The 13,641-nt window shown below is 44.9% G+C and carries 12 protein-coding genes and 1 tRNA gene; 9 read left to right on the forward strand and 4 right to left on the reverse strand.

Features of this window, described 5'->3' with window-relative positions:
* The first annotated feature begins 140 nt into the window (after window positions 1–140).
* A tRNA-Arg gene (locus tag AK965_RS11825) sits at window positions 141–217 on the forward strand.
* A gap of 186 nt (window positions 218–403) precedes the next feature.
* Window positions 404–1,396 (forward strand): transporter, encoded by a 993-nt coding sequence (locus tag AK965_RS11830; protein ID WP_099079811.1) that lies wholly within the window; start codon window positions 404–406, stop codon window positions 1,394–1,396.
* A gap of 41 nt (window positions 1,397–1,437) precedes the next feature.
* On the opposite strand, the gene AK965_RS11835 is transcribed toward AK965_RS11830, so the two are convergent.
* From AK965_RS11835 to AK965_RS11850, 4 genes are read right to left on the reverse strand one after another with little or no spacing between them, the layout of a single operon-like run.
* A complete protein-coding gene (locus AK965_RS11835; RefSeq protein ID WP_099079812.1) occupies window positions 1,438–2,010 on the reverse strand; it encodes a hypothetical protein in 573 nt (190 codons plus the stop codon).
* Window positions 2,011–2,025: 15 nt separating this feature from the next.
* On the reverse strand, window positions 2,026–2,703 hold the full coding sequence (locus tag AK965_RS11840; protein ID WP_099079813.1) for a C39 family peptidase: 678 nt from the start codon (window positions 2,701–2,703) through the stop codon (window positions 2,026–2,028).
* A 5-nt stretch (window positions 2,704–2,708) separates the two neighbouring features.
* Complete coding sequence (locus AK965_RS11845; RefSeq protein WP_099079814.1) at window positions 2,709–3,038, reverse strand: carbon storage regulator; 330 nt, start codon at window positions 3,036–3,038, stop codon at window positions 2,709–2,711.
* Between the two features lie 22 nt (window positions 3,039–3,060).
* The gene (locus AK965_RS11850; RefSeq protein WP_099079815.1) at window positions 3,061–4,275 is read right to left on the reverse strand and encodes a dentin sialophosphoprotein; all 1,215 of its coding nucleotides are present in this window, start codon (window positions 4,273–4,275) and stop codon (window positions 3,061–3,063) included.
* 567 nt (window positions 4,276–4,842) lie between these two features.
* Here AK965_RS11850 and AK965_RS11855 point away from each other — a divergent pair.
* The 7 genes from AK965_RS11855 (at window position 4,843) to AK965_RS11885 (ending at window position 13,610) form a co-directional block, all read left to right on the forward strand.
* Window positions 4,843–5,481, forward strand: a complete 639-nt coding sequence (locus tag AK965_RS11855) for a helix-turn-helix transcriptional regulator (RefSeq protein ID WP_099079816.1) — start codon at window positions 4,843–4,845, stop codon at window positions 5,479–5,481.
* Window positions 5,482–5,982: 501 nt separating this feature from the next.
* Window positions 5,983–6,240, forward strand: coding sequence for an oxaloacetate decarboxylase subunit gamma (locus AK965_RS11860; RefSeq protein WP_099079817.1), 258 nt, complete (start codon window positions 5,983–5,985; stop codon window positions 6,238–6,240).
* A gap of 33 nt (window positions 6,241–6,273) precedes the next feature.
* Window positions 6,274–8,067 (forward strand): sodium-extruding oxaloacetate decarboxylase subunit alpha, encoded by a 1,794-nt coding sequence (gene oadA / locus AK965_RS11865; protein WP_099079818.1) that lies wholly within the window; start codon window positions 6,274–6,276, stop codon window positions 8,065–8,067.
* A gap of 9 nt (window positions 8,068–8,076) precedes the next feature.
* The gene (locus tag AK965_RS11870; protein WP_099079819.1) at window positions 8,077–9,207 is read left to right on the forward strand and encodes a sodium ion-translocating decarboxylase subunit beta; all 1,131 of its coding nucleotides are present in this window, start codon (window positions 8,077–8,079) and stop codon (window positions 9,205–9,207) included.
* 147 nt (window positions 9,208–9,354) lie between these two features.
* Window positions 9,355–10,305 carry an NADP-dependent oxidoreductase gene (locus tag AK965_RS11875; RefSeq protein WP_099079820.1) on the forward strand — a complete coding sequence of 317 codons (951 nt, stop codon included), beginning with the start codon at window positions 9,355–9,357 and terminating at the stop codon, window positions 10,303–10,305.
* Entirely contained in the window at window positions 10,299–10,760 is a 462-nt protein-coding gene (locus tag AK965_RS11880; RefSeq protein ID WP_099079821.1) for a YqaA family protein, read from the forward strand. Before AK965_RS11875 ends, AK965_RS11880 begins: the two co-directional genes overlap by 7 nt.
* A gap of 9 nt (window positions 10,761–10,769) precedes the next feature.
* Window positions 10,770–13,610 (forward strand): pitrilysin family protein, encoded by a 2,841-nt coding sequence (locus tag AK965_RS11885; RefSeq protein WP_099079822.1) that lies wholly within the window; start codon window positions 10,770–10,772, stop codon window positions 13,608–13,610.
* Window positions 13,611–13,641: the final 31 nt, after the last annotated feature.

Raw genomic sequence — 13,641 nt, forward strand, 5'->3', positions numbered from 1 at the left:
TGGATAGAGTACCTGGCTACGAACCAGGCGGTCGGAGGTTCGAATCCTCCAGGACGCGCCACTCTTTAGGGTTTGATTTGATACAAATCGAAATCCTGATATTGACCCTGTTGATCAACAGGTTTGATAACGAAAACTGCGCGTCCTTAGCTCAGCTGGATAGAGTACCTGGCTACGAACCAGGCGGTCGGAGGTTCGAATCCTCCAGGATGCGCCACTTCCAACAAAAGCCTCGCTTATGCGGGGCTTTTTTGTATCTCGAGATTTCGAGTTTTTCACACCATTCATCTTCTCTCTTATAAGTTTATGTTTTAAGACTGCTCAAGTTATTAAAGCCAACATATTGCGAAATAAAGAAATCTAGCCTAATCGTATATAACTACCATTAAGAAAGGATGCTTTGATGTTAGGGAAAACTTTGATGGGCGTAACCCTTGGGACATTATTTTTCGCGCATAGTGTGTGGGCGGCTGAAGGTGATGACATCCCACAGCGCGCTCAAACGGTAGGCGACGTCATAGACCGCCCAGGCGTGCTCACACCCAAAGGAAGTTGGTCATTCGACTCCTCACTTAACTACAGCCAAAACTCTTCAAATAAGGTATCTGTCGTTGGTTATACCGTGCTACCCACATTGATTGTTGGTCGAATCGAAGTCAGTGATGCGGACAGAACAACGATGACTTTAGGTTTAACGACACGCTACGGCTTGACGAATGCTACCGAATTGGAAATTCGCCTGCCTTATGTTTACAGAAATGATCAAGTGTCGGTGCGTCCGATCCAAGATGGGTCTCCATCAGTCATCAATACAACCATCGATGGTGGTGGTTTAGGAGATGTGGAGTTTGCAGTACGTCACCAGTTTAACTTTGAGAGCGCACCATATTGGATTGGTGGTTTGAGAGTAAAGTCTGATACAGGTCGCTCTCCCTACGAGGTCTCTATTGATGAAGGAAGTAATTCATTCAGTGATGTGCCTACAGGATCGGGGTTCTGGAGTTTTGAGCCAAGTGTCACGATGATTTATCCGACTGATCCTGCCGTGTTATTCGCTAACTTAAGTTACATCTACAACTTAGAGAAATCCGTAACGGTGGGGGATAATAATGCTGATGTTGACTTAGGTGATACCATTGCTTTGTCGGGGGGAATGGGTTTTGCTGTTAATCCAAACTTGTCATTTTCACTTGGTTTGAGTCACAAGACGATTTTGAAAAGTAAGGTCGATGGGCGTTCTGCTGACGATGCGAAATTGCTCCAGTTGGACTCTCTGACTTTTGGTATCAATTATGCGTTTAGCAGGCGGACTTCAATTAATGTTAGTGCTCAAGCAGGCTTAACCGAAGATACACCAGATTTCCAATTAACCATTCGTGTGCCATTTAATCTCTGATAGTGTCTATCTCACCAGCCACATGAAATGTGTAGCTGCAGCTATTGAAGGTGATTTAATAATGCGTCTTCTAATTGCTGATTGGCTCGGATTTGCTGCATGACGCCGCTAACTTGCGCGTCAATATCGACGAGAGTGTTGAGACCTATTACGCTGTTGTCTGTGGTATTCTGAATGATGTTGATAATACTGGAATTGATAAGCTCAGAACTCACGACGTTCGGTCTTTGAGTTGGTGCCATATTAGGAGAGTTTAGAGTGTTGTCATCGACAATATTGCCTTCACCAAATTGAACGATATTGACAATCCCTTGGTCAAATTGAGCATGCTCCGGATTATTGGCATCATTAATTGCGTTGATGTTGGTCAAATTGCCATTCTCTATTACTAAATTGGCGATCGTAGTGTTGAGGAGGTTCTCACCGTTAATTGTCGTAGTGATACTGAGGCCGATGTTGATGATGTAGTCGTCAGTGACTTGAAAGCCACCCCGGTATTGTGACAAAGATTCGTGAGTAAGTGGTTTTACTCCTTCAATGCTAATAACGTCTGCTCGAGCAAATAGCGACAAGGTACAAATGCAAACAACGAGAAAAAGCCGGCTAAAAAACATGATAGTTACCTTAGTTTAATTCTCACCATCGACAGGGAGGGTAATGCTAAATACCCCTAGTGAATCTCTAGGTACACCGCTTTCTAGTGGTGACGCTTGATAAATGGCAAACTGATCATCGGTAATAAAGCTTGTACGCCCCATTTCAGCTTCGTTACGGACCAATAAGATAATGCCCTGATAATACTTTTGAAACTCTTCGTATTTCATGATCATCGTGCCTCGTGAGGGATCACCTAAGATCACCGAGTCTTTGTTCATCCCCCGAATAACAACAAAGTGCATATAGCCATCAAAATTGACCAAGGTAATACCTGGTACGCCGACTTTGCGAATTTTCTCTAGTCCGATTTTGAAGCCGTCAGAGTTAAGGCCAATGGAAGCGAGGTGCATTTTCATATCAAGGAGAGAGAAGCCTTTCTCTTTAATTTTTTCCTTATCACCATTGCGATACATGTTCTCAAAAATGTCTTGTTCTGATGATGGCGTTTCATAATGATAAGTAAGTAATGATGCCAACGCGGCTGAACCACAGCTAAAATCATATTGTTGACGAAAGACATCGCCAAAGACTATCTCCTTATAGCTTTTTACTGGCACTGAGTAGTGAGCTCGATGTGGAAGAAATTCTAAAGAGTTGGCTGATGCTGACATTGCCAGCATCAGCCAAGTTATGTTTCGAACAATTCTCATATTATTTACTTGAGTGTCAGGTTAACGACGGTTGAGTTCTGAATAAGAACGTTATTACCAGTATTCTGAATCACGCTCGATATCCCTGAACTGTCTGCGAACGCACCTGGTGATAAAATGTTATTTCCGCTAACGGTGTTATTGGCTACGTTATCTGACGATACCCCATAAACATCTGATTCTGCATAGACAAGGTCAAGATCGATATCGATATGTTGACCACCTCTCGCTTCACTCATGGTTTCGAGGCTAGCACTTTCGTCAGACAACGTTATCTCATCAGCATTGACGGAAACGGCAATTATCATACCCAAGGTACACAGTGCCAAACGCATCGCTTTCTCCTAATAATGCTCATTAGTCGCCGGTAAAGACACTCGCGTTGGTCGCTACAGATTGTTGAATCAGTGCGTTACCGCCAGCGCTTTGTGCCACTGTGGTAATACCCGAGGCACCATCCATACCACCAAGGTTATTTACGTTATCAACTCGAACAGTAGAGTCTTTTTCCATTGTTGAGTAATTTACTGATGTAGCGCTAACGGAACCCATGACTTCAGATGTCGCTACAACCGTATCCGAATCCATCTGTAAGGTGTTGTAGCTATCAGCTGTATTAATACTGCTGTCGCTGTTGTCGTTATAGCTATTGTTAGTACTCGAATTACTCTGGTCACGATTGTCAGAGTTGTTGTCTGCATAGCTTCGGCTGTCACTGTTGTCGTTGTAACTGTCATTGGTGCTAGAGTTACTGTTGTCATTGTTGCTACGAGTCGTCGTTGTACTCGAATCACTTTGGTTGCGACTGTCACTGTTGTCGTTGTAGCTGTCGTTGGTACTTGAGTTGCTGTTGTCATTTGCATAACTTCTGCTGTCACTCATATCACGACTGTCTGACTGATCTCGTGAGTCTGCTTGGTTACGATTGTCACTGTTATTGTTGTAACTTGAGTTTGTACTCGCATTCGAGTTATCACTGTTGTTACTGTTGTCATTTGCATAACTTCTGCTGTCACTCATATCACGACTGTCTGACTGATCTCGTGAGTCTGCTTGGTTACGATTGTCACTGTTATTGTTGTAACTTGAGTTTGTACTCGCATTCGAGTTATCACTGCTGTTACTGTTGTCATTAGCCGCAGTAGCGCTATTGTCGTTGTAACTGCTTGCAGTGTTCATACTCGAATCAGAGTTGTCGTTAGCATTACTTGTGCTGTTATCATTCGCATTGCTAGTACTGTTGTCGTTGTAACTCGAGTTAGTACTCGCATTAGAGTTGTCGCTGCTATTGCTGTTGTCATTAGCATTGCTAGTACTGTTGTTGCTATTGTCATTATTGCTATCAGTAAGACCCAACGACTGTGTGTTGCTGTTGTCGCTGTTGTCGCTGCTATTACTGTTGTCACTATTGTTACTGTTGTCATTCATACTATCAGCGGTAGAAAGTGTGTTGGCACTGTCGTCCCACTGATTATTACTTTTGCCATCATCGATGCCATTATTAGCTAATGCGTTACCACTCAATAAAATCGCAGACATTGCGATAGCAAGCCCTGTCTTGTTAAGCGTCATAATTGATCACTCCATTACCTTTGTTCCTGTTAAAAAAATGACTGCACGTTAACTTCTTGCTGCCTCTTTTGGCTTGGAAGCGCTGGAAGTATAGGTAAGAGATCACGAGTAAGATTCTCAAGGGTGAGAAAATTGGTCTTAGTAATAAGCGAAGTCTTAGAAGGGGCGTTTTAAGTGAAATGAAAGCGTTTTATAACCATCAAGTTAGGTGATGTTGTATGCGAGAGAGTGTTTCAAGTATGAGATTTTAGGGTAAAAAAGATTGAAAAAGTATGCAGAAAGTTACTTGGAATATTGGCATTTCAGAAAGAAACATCGTTGTTCATGAGAGTTTTAAATAAGAACTTTACTTAAGAACAACCAGTTAAAATAGTAGGGTATGAAGTCACTCTGCTTCTCGCTGAAATTTGACTAATCTTTTGGTGTATGTGGGGCAACAGCTTGTTAGGCATAAAGTCCGACTGAACTGCTATATTCTTGCTATCGATATTTCAATTACTCGTAGTTCCACGTACATGGAATCAGCACAGGTAGGGAGTGGTAAAGGTGTCGTAAAATGGAGGATAAATGAGAATAAAACATCTTCTCTTGCTTGCAGAGAGCAATCTTCAAACCAGTTTAATAGAGAGTCAACTTTCAACAATTAGCCACGTGAAAGTCATGATCTGTTCGCCGCAAGAAGCAGTATTTCGCAGTCATACTGTTAATATTGATCTTGTGTTTATTGATTACGATTACTTGGTGCAACTTGAGTCTTTAGGGTTATTACCTGACTTTGATTTACTTGGTTGGCCGTTGATGGTTCATAACGTGCCAAACAGCCAAGTTGATAATGAGTTGCTACGTTGGAAGTTTCTGAAAGGCATTTTACTGCGTAGTGCAGCCGTGACCCACATTAGTAAAAGTGTCGATTATATCTTTAAAGGTGGACTCTGGTTGCCAAGAGGATACTTGGAAAAGCTTATCAGTAACTACCGTCATTCTAACGTTGTGATGGAGTGTGAGTATGATGAGTTGACCAGTCGTGAACGACAAGTCCTAGAGTTGCTTGCTTATGGCAATTCAAACCAACAGATTGCATCTCAGTTGTTTTTATCCGAAAGCACAGTAAAGAGCCACATCTACCGATTATATAAGAAACTCGATGTGCACTCTCGTCACGATGCCATAAAGATGGTGCGTATGAATGGAGGGTTGGCTGATTAATGATATAAAAGTAAGCGCGCGTGATCTGGAAGGTTCATCAGTGACTAAATAGTCATATCTTGTCATTTCCATGTTTAGTTTGTCTCTCATGTCTCGGAAATCAGACCAATTTAGACCACAGGTGCACTTGATAGCGATAGGATAGAGAAATGTATCTGTTCTGTTGGTGTTAATAATTTGTTTAAAGTTTGTTTTTTTTGGCTAGAAGTCTGTTTTGATTTTACTTTCCTTAACATACACATTCTTTGTTTTTAAATCCCAATCGCAGTTTTTCTGCCTCCTATGATTTATTCTGCTTATATGTTGAACACCTCATTAGTTGATGAGTCGTTTCTATCGTTTTGTGATCGGTTTGGTGAATAAATAGTCATTTATTGAGGTTTTTTAAAACCTATCTTAAACAAAATTGACAAAATTTAACCAATCGAGATAATCGAACGGTCGGGATTTGACGTGATAAGAGTCCTGCGCATTGTCAGGATGACAAAGAAAGGAAGCAACATGACGAATATAGGAAGCCTGCTAGTCGATGCGGCCACTCTGATGTTAACAGGGATGGCGGTCGTATTTATTTTCCTCACAATTTTAGTTTATCTCGTTCGGCTACTGTCCAAATTGGTACCAGAAGAAGTGCCAGAGCCGATCGCAGCACTAAAAATAAATACCAACGTTCAATCAACCTCTTCAGCTGTTAGTCCACAAGTCGTGGTGGCGATCTCAGCTGCGATTCATCAACATCGCACCTCTATCGCGAAGTAGCCGAAATATAGGATTAAAAAGGAGTTTAAGAGCATGTCGAAACCACTAGCTATCACGGATGTGGTCCTTCGTGACGCCCATCAATCATTGTTTGCTACACGCATGCGTATCGAAGATATGCTGCCTATTGCAGCAGAGTTAGATAAGGTAGGGTATTGGTCGCTAGAGACCTGGGGGGGCGCGACGTTTGACTCGTGCATTCGTTTCCTTGGGGAGGACCCATGGGAACGCTTGCGTGAGCTGAAAAAAGCGATGCCGAACACGCCAATGCAAATGCTACTTCGTGGTCAAAACCTTCTGGGATACCGCCATTACGCTGATGACGTTGTAGAGAAGTTTGTTGAGCGTGCGCACGCAAATGGTATGGATGTGTTCCGTATCTTTGATGCGATGAATGACGTACGTAATTTTCAAACTGCAGTGAAAGCCGCAGTTGATGTTGGCGCTCATGCGCAAGGTACGTTGTCTTACACTACCAGCCCGGTCCACAACGCAGATACTTGGGTAGATTTAGCAAAACGTTTGGAAGATCTAGGCTGTCACTCTTTATGTATTAAAGACATGTCGGGTCTGCTTAAGCCATATGAGGCGGAAGAACTGATCACTCGAATCAAAGCCTCGTGTGATGTCCCATTGGCGCTTCACTGTCATGCAACCACTGGCCTTTCAACGGCGACAGCGGTGAAAGCAGTAGAGGCAGGTATTGATATTCTTGATACTGCAATCTCTTCGATGAGTTGTACTTATGGCCATACGCCAACAGAAACCGTTGTGGCGATGCTGCAAGGCACTGAGCGCGACACTAACCTTAAGCTTGAACAAATCGAGCCGATTGCTGCTTACTTCCGTGAAGTGCGTAAGAAGTATGCAAAATGGGAAGGTCAGCTGAAAGGCGTCGATTCTCGCATTCTGATTGCACAAGTTCCGGGTGGTATGCTGACCAATATGGAAGGCCAGCTAAAAGAGCAAGGCGCAGCGGATCGTATTGATGAAGTATTAGAAGAGATCCCTCGCGTACGTGAAGATCTAGGTTTTATTCCTCTCGTTACACCGACTTCTCAGATCGTTGGTACTCAAGCAGTGATCAACGTATTAACGGGTGAACGCTACAAGAGCATCACGAAAGAAACCGCTGGTGTCCTAAAAGGTGAGTATGGTGTAGCTCCCGCACCAGTGAATTCCGAACTACAAGCGAAAGTGCTTGATGGCAAAGAGGCGATCACGTGTCGCCCCGCAGATTTGCTTAAAGCTGAAATGAAAGCTCTAACGGTTGATTTGATGGAAAAAGCGCAATCTGAAGGCATTAAGCTAGCGAGTGAGCGTGTCGATGACGTGCTGACTTACGCGCTATTCCCTCAAGTTGGACTTAAGTTCCTGAAAAACCGTGGCAACCCAGATGCATTTGAACCAGCTCCAACGCTAGAAGCAGCGAAACCTGCTGTTGCGCCTACAGCACAGCCTACCGCTGGTGGCGTTGAAACTTACAGTGTTCGTGTTGATGGTCAAGTGTATGAAGTTGAAGTTGGTGCTCAAGGTCAATTAACGTCAGTGACGCCAAATGCAGCGGCAGCACCTGCTCAAACTACAGCACCAAGTGCACCTGCGAATAGTACCGCAGAAGCGGTTCCGGCTCCTCTTGCAGGCAACATCTTCAAAGTGAATGTCCAACTGGGCGCTGAAGTGGCAGAAGGTGACGTTCTTTTGATCCTTGAAGCCATGAAGATGGAAACGGAAGTTCGCGCAGCACGTGGTGGCGTGGTGCAAGAATTGAACGTTAAGGAAGGGGATGCCGTTACGGTTGGTTCGCCACTTCTGAGTCTGGGGTAAGGGAGTATCATGGACGGATTGATGACCCTATGGTCAGAAACAGGGATCGCTAACTTTGAGTTTGGCCAAATCTGCATGATGCTGGTTGGCTGTACCTTGCTGTTTTTAGCGATTCGAAAAGGCTTTGAACCATTACTTTTATTACCCATTGGTTTTGGTGCTATTTTAGCGAATATTCCGAATGCGGGTTTCACCGAGCCGGGTGGTCTGTTGTACTACGTTTACTACATCGGGATCGAGTCGGGCGTGTTCCCGCTATTGATCTTTATGGGCGTAGGTGCAATGACCGACTTTGGTGCTTTGATCGCAAACCCAAAAACACTTTGGTTGGGCGCGGCAGCGCAGTTTGGTATTTTCGCCACGCTATTTGGGGCAATCTTGCTTAACTATGTGCCGGGTATGGAGTTCTCGATGGCCGATGCGTCGTCTATTGCGATCATCGGGGGAGCCGATGGCCCAACGGCGATTTTCTTAGCGAGTAAGCTGTCTCCAGATCTGCTCGGAGCCATTGCGGTTGCCGCATACAGCTACATGGCGTTGGTGCCGATCATCCAACCACCAATCATGAAAGCACTGACAACCAAAGAAGAGCGCCAAATCAAAATGGCTCAGCTTCGCCATGTGGGTAAGTGGGAAAAAGTACTCTTCCCACTTGCTGTGCTACTGATGACGATTCTGTTCTTACCATCAGCCACACCTCTGGTGGGTATGTTCTGTTTGGGTAACTTGATGCGTGAAGCGGGAGTGGTGGATCGTCTATCGAAAACAGCACAAAATGAATTGATCAATATCGTGACTATCTTCTTAGGTCTTGGTGTTGGTTCTAAGCTACAAGCTGAACAGTTCTTAAACATAGAAACACTAGGTATCTTGGGACTGGGGGCGGTGGCATTCAGTATTGGTACAGGGGCCGGTGTGCTGATGGCGAAGTTGCTGAACAAGTTTTCAAAAGAAGACATCAACCCACTTATTGGGGCGGCGGGTGTATCAGCAGTACCAATGGCAGCGCGAGTTGTTAACAAAGTTGGTTTAGAAGCAAACCCGCAAAACTTCTTATTGATGCATGCGATGGGGCCAAACGTTGCAGGCGTATTAGGTTCGGCAGTTGCCGCAGGTATTCTGCTTGCCCTAGTGGGGTAGTCGATGTGCCTAGAGATCTTGGTTGGTGATTTGTGATATAGAATTATCAACCAATTTACACATTGGCGATTAACTTCAGCAAACAAAATAGTTTATAGTCAAAGGGATGCCGAGGCATCCCTTTTGTTTTCTCTCAGGGAATGGGTTATGGAACACAAACAGATAGTGATTACCGAATTTGGCGAGGCAGACGTTCTCGCGGTCCAAAATGCATCAACACCATCACCTCAAACTGGTGAGGTTCTCATTAAAGTTGCCTATGCTGGCGTCAATCCCATTGACGTAAAAACGCGAGCAGGACTTGGCTGGGCAGCGGCACAAAACAAAGACAATCTACCTTGGGTTCCGGGCTACGATATCTCTGGTAAGGTGGTGTCATGCGGTGATAACACCTCACGTTTTAAGGTGGGTGATGAGGTGGCAGGTTTCATTGGCTTTCCAATTCGTGGTGGTGGCTACAGTCAATATGTTTGCGTGCCAGAGTCTGAGCTCTGCCATGTTCCAAGTACCGTGACGCTTGAAGCTGCGGCAGTACTGCCCCTGGCAGGGCAAACTGCAGTTCAAGCGCTCAGTAAAGCGAATGTTACTGAAGGCGATCGTGTATTGATTCTGGCGGGTGCTGGTGGTGTTGGGCATTTAGCGGTGCAGATAGCAGTGGCGACTAAAGCGGAAGTGTTTACCACTTGCAGTGAGCGGAACTTAGACTACCTCGCCACATTAGGGGCGCACGCAGTGAACTATCAATTTGCTCCAGTGTCTGAACGTGTTGAAGATGTGGATGTTTTGATTGATCTTGTCGGTGGCGATGCGGCATTAGATGCGCTCAAGTGTCTTACTGATAATGCAAGAGTCATTACCCTTCCAACCATCACCGCTGAGCTGATTTGTGAGAAAGCAAAGCTACTTGGTTTTGAAGCCAGTGGAATGTTGGTCGAACCTGATCGCGAGCAACTCGACACTTTACTTTATATGGTGGGCGTCGGGTTACTGAAAACTGAAGTTCAACAAGTCTATCCGATGAGTGAGGTTGTGGATGCCCACAGGCAAGTTGAATCCGGACGGACGCGAGGCAAGATATTGCTTGATATGACATGTTAGAGGCATTTAATGCTGCCTTTGAAAACTTAGCGTTATGGTTCTCTGATTCTGCATTATGGGTGTTGTTCATGACGGGATTTCTCAGTGCCACCTTGTTACCGGGTGGCTCAGAAGCAGGATTGATCGCCACTCTTTCATTAAATCAGTATTCCGTATCTTCTATCATTACCGTTGCCACAATTGGTAATACCCTCGGCGGTCTCACCAATTACTGGCTTGGGCTCTGGATCCCCAATAAAACCCAAGATGAAAAACATGGCCACACGGCATTGAAGTGGTTGGCAAAGTACGGTTACTGGGGATTGTTTTTTAGCTGGTTGCCAGTGATTGGCGACCCGCTATGTTTAGCTGCAGGGTGGTTAAGGATGAAATTTCTGCCGTGTATGGTTGTTATATTTTTAGGTAAAGCGGCAAGGTACAGTCTACTAGCCGCTATCTATTTCGGTTTATTTTAAGGAAAGCGCATGAGAATGTTTTGGGTTAGCACGTGTTCACTGCTGGTGATCACGGGCTGTGCATCAAACGCCCCGGTTTCACTGCCTGATGGAGTGACTTTCGTTGAGTCGTCGAAAACAGAAGCTGGCAAGGTCAAAATTCCATACCAGAAATATCAACTTGATAATGGTCTGACGGTGATCCTTGCTCCGGAAGATTCAGACCCACTGGTGCATGTTGATGTGACTTATCACGTTGGCTCAGCACGTGAAGATATCGGTAAATCTGGCTTTGCTCACTTCTTCGAGCACATGATGTTCCAAGGCTCAGAAAACGTGGGTGATCAACAGCACTTTAAAATCATCACCGAAGCGGGTGGTACGTTAAATGGTACAACTAACCGCGATCGCACGAACTATTTTGAAACTGTCCCGGCGAATCAACTCGAGAAAATGTTGTGGTTAGAATCCGATCGTATGGGCTTTTTATTGGATGCGGTGTCACAAGAGAAATTCGAAATTCAGCGTTCAACGGTAAAAAATGAGCGTGCTCAGCGTTATGACAACCGCCCTTATGGTTTGATCTGGGAACGTATGGCGGAAGCGCTATACCCTGAAGGTCACCCATATTCATGGCAAACGATCGGCTATGTGGAAGATTTAGACCGTGTTGATGTTAACGATCTGAAAGCCTTTTTCCTTCGCTGGTATGGCCCGAACAATGCGGTCATTACCATTGGTGGCGATATTGATGTTGAGCAAACCCTAGCGTGGGTTAACAAGTACTTTGGCTCAATTCCTCGTGGTCCAGAAGTCGATAACGCGCCGAAGCAACCTGCGAAGCTTGAAGAGAATAAATTCATTACATTGGAAGATCGTATTCAACAACCAATGGTCATGATCGCCTGGCCAACCACTTACAGTGGTGAAGCCAACCAAGCGTCACTCGATACTTTATCTAGTGTGCTAGGTAGCGGTACCAATAGCCTTCTTTACCAAGACTTGGTGAAGACTCAAAAAGCGGTGGATGCAGGCTCATTCCATGATTGTGCTGAGTTGTCGTGTAACTTCTATGTCTACGCGATGGGCGATTCTGGAGAGAAAGGCGACTTGTCTAAACTTTATGATGAACTGATGCAGTCACTGAATAAGTTCAGTAAAGAGGGCGTAACGAAAGATCGTCTTGACCAATTGAAAGGGCAAGCGGAAGCAGACGCGATCTTTGCCCTGGAAAGCGTGAAAGGCAAAGTGACTCAATTGGCTTCAAATCAAACCTTCTTCGGTCAGCCAGATTTGATTGAAAAACAGCTCGAGCAGATCCGTGCGGTGAGGCCAGAGTCAGTGGAAAAAGCGTACAGTGACTTTATCCAAGGCAAGAATAAAGTGACGTTGAGCGTGGTACCGAAAGGTAAAGTAGATCTTGCAGTGAAACCTGCAACGTTCGTCACGCCAAAACGCACGCTTCCAGAATATCAAAAGATAACTGATGATCAATTAGCTTACCGTCGTGCAACAGATAACTTTGAACGCTCGGTTCAGCCACCTGCGGGGGCTCCGGTTGAAGCAACCATGCCAAAATTGTACGGCATTCATTTCGACAACGGTTCTGAATTGTTAGGGACAGTGAGTACTGAAACGCCAACCGTGATGATGCAATTTAGTCTACCTGCGGGAACACGCTTCGTTGATAAAGGTAAAGAAGGTCTTGCGCAATTGACGGCTGCAATGTTGCAAGAAGGTACCACTAAGCGCAGCGTCGAAGATATTCAAGCTGAACTGGATAAGCTAGGTAGCATGATTTCGGTGGAAGCATCAGGCTACACGACCAACATCAGTGTTTCATCGTTAGCAAAAAATCTAGCGCCAACCTTAAAGATTGTTGAAGAGATGCTTTTATCTCCTGCTTTCAAAGAGGAAGACTTTGAGCGTGTGAAAGTGCAAGCGTTAGAGGGGTTGGTATATGAGCAACAAAACCCGAGCTGGATGGCGTCACAAGCAAGCCGGCAAGTACTTTATGGGGATTCCGTATTTGCCCGTCCGAAAGATGGCACGCAAGCAGGCTTGAATGCCCTAACATTGAACGATGTACGAGATTTCTATACCAAGCATTATACGCCGCAAAGTGCACAGATTGTGGTGGTTGGTGATATCTCCAAGCAAGATATCCAAAAGCAACTGGCGTTTTGGTCAAGCTGGGAAGATGAGGCCGCGCCGCTTTATGCTCCACAGAGCATCTTGCCGTTAGGTGAGCAAAAAATTCATCTCGTGGATAAGCCTGGAGCACCGCAAAGTGTGGTGATGTTGGTTCGTCAAGGCATGCCTTATGATGCGACGGGTGACTTCTATTTAAGCCAACTTGCGAACTTTAACTTATCAGGTAATTTCAATAGCCGCATTAACCAAAACTTACGTGAAGATAAAGGCTACACTTATGGGGCATTCGGTTACTTCTCAGGTAATGTAGAAACGGGCTCGGTTGTATTTACAGCACAAGTGCGTGCAGACTCGACGGTGGCATCTATCGTTGAAATGGAAAATGAGCTGAATGAATACTCTCAAGCCGGCATGACTGATGATGAGATGACATTTATGCGCCAAGCGGTCGGTCAAAAAGATGCACTGAAATATGAAACACCAACACAAAAAGGCAAACTCATCAGTGATATTTTGAAGTACAACTTAGACAAAGATTACTTACAACAACGTAATGCTATTGTTGATACCGTGGACAAACGAACACTCGATGCGTTAGCGCAAAAATGGTTTGATCCGAATGATTATCAAATCGTCGTCGTCGGGGATGCAAAATCCCTTCGTCCTCAACTAGAAAAGTTGGGGAAAGACGTGGAAGAGCTTGAAATCATTCGATAGAGTACACATTTAATAGCGGAGAGGAGACTCT

It is taken from the genome of Vibrio sp. PID17_43, assembly GCF_002608565.1.
In the GTDB taxonomy this organism is placed as follows: Bacteria; Pseudomonadota; Gammaproteobacteria; order Enterobacterales; family Vibrionaceae; genus Vibrio.

What these genes read in the sequence shown, in the direction of transcription:
- oadA (WP_099079818.1), top strand. Translation starts at nt 6,274, where the DNA reads ATGTCGAAACCACTAGCTATCACGGATGTGGTCCTTCGTGACGCCCAT.
- AK965_RS11860 (WP_099079817.1), top strand. Translation starts at nt 5,983, where the DNA reads ATGACGAATATAGGAAGCCTGCTAGTCGATGCGGCCACTCTGATGTTA.
- AK965_RS11880 (WP_099079821.1), top strand. Translation starts at nt 10,299, where the DNA reads ATGTTAGAGGCATTTAATGCTGCCTTTGAAAACTTAGCGTTATGGTTC.
- AK965_RS11835 (WP_099079812.1), bottom strand. Translation starts at nt 2,010, where the DNA reads ATGTTTTTTAGCCGGCTTTTTCTCGTTGTTTGCATTTGTACCTTGTCG.
- AK965_RS11830 (WP_099079811.1), top strand. Translation starts at nt 404, where the DNA reads ATGTTAGGGAAAACTTTGATGGGCGTAACCCTTGGGACATTATTTTTC.
- AK965_RS11875 (WP_099079820.1), top strand. Translation starts at nt 9,355, where the DNA reads ATGGAACACAAACAGATAGTGATTACCGAATTTGGCGAGGCAGACGTT.
- AK965_RS11885 (WP_099079822.1), top strand. Translation starts at nt 10,770, where the DNA reads ATGAGAATGTTTTGGGTTAGCACGTGTTCACTGCTGGTGATCACGGGC.
- AK965_RS11850 (WP_099079815.1), bottom strand. Translation starts at nt 4,275, where the DNA reads ATGACGCTTAACAAGACAGGGCTTGCTATCGCAATGTCTGCGATTTTA.
- AK965_RS11845 (WP_099079814.1), bottom strand. Translation starts at nt 3,038, where the DNA reads ATGCGTTTGGCACTGTGTACCTTGGGTATGATAATTGCCGTTTCCGTC.
- AK965_RS11855 (WP_099079816.1), top strand. Translation starts at nt 4,843, where the DNA reads ATGAGAATAAAACATCTTCTCTTGCTTGCAGAGAGCAATCTTCAAACC.
- AK965_RS11870 (WP_099079819.1), top strand. Translation starts at nt 8,077, where the DNA reads ATGGACGGATTGATGACCCTATGGTCAGAAACAGGGATCGCTAACTTT.
- AK965_RS11840 (WP_099079813.1), bottom strand. Translation starts at nt 2,703, where the DNA reads ATGAGAATTGTTCGAAACATAACTTGGCTGATGCTGGCAATGTCAGCA.